The sequence below is a fragment of the Mesorhizobium sp. M7A.F.Ca.CA.002.04.1.1 genome, from assembly GCF_004022805.1.
Classification (GTDB): domain Bacteria; phylum Pseudomonadota; class Alphaproteobacteria; order Rhizobiales; family Rhizobiaceae; genus Mesorhizobium; species Mesorhizobium ciceri.
Window position 1 is genome coordinate 1 of the sequence record NZ_RZPL01001283.1, and the last position, 526, is coordinate 526.

The following is a 526-nucleotide window of genomic DNA, read 5'->3' on the forward strand; positions in this document are numbered from 1 at the left end:
GCGTTACGATTGTGGGCGGGGCCAGGACTTCGTGTACGTCGGAATTTGCTCAAGCAGGGGCTCCGAGTTCGCCGGGATCTCGTACAGCAGGGAAGTTGAGTGAACCCCTGTTGACTTGAGGGCGCGAACGCTGCTGTTTTGGGTCGCAAAGCCGCCCGACGGCTAGCGGTGCAAGAAGGGCGAAAAAAGCGGACTTTTGTCGAGATATCTAGGGCAAACTGAAGCAATCCGTGGGACCGCACACCGCCGACCAATGTCTGGATCTCTTAAGACGCTGGTGCGCGCGAACTCGGCAGATGCAAACTTGTGTCTCCAGATCGGTGTTCGGCTATCCGGCTAAGGTTGCGCCCAGTCGCTTGGAAATCGAAACAATCCAGGCTCGCAGCTCAGGACCAAAAGGCTTCTCAAGAATGGCCCGATCCCAAGCCAAAAAATAAGGTTCCGGCAGCCTGATCCGCTTGTCGAACGGGGCGACGAGCCTGCCCGACGCGATATCGTCGGCAGCCATCGACAGTTGCGCCAGCAC

General features: G+C 58.2%; 1 pseudogene. It reads right to left on the reverse strand.

Annotated elements, in window-relative coordinates:
- Positions 1 to 328: 328 nt before the first annotated feature.
- Positions 329 to 526, reverse strand: a pseudogene (locus ENZ75_RS33810) (LysR family transcriptional regulator); the annotation flags it as partial.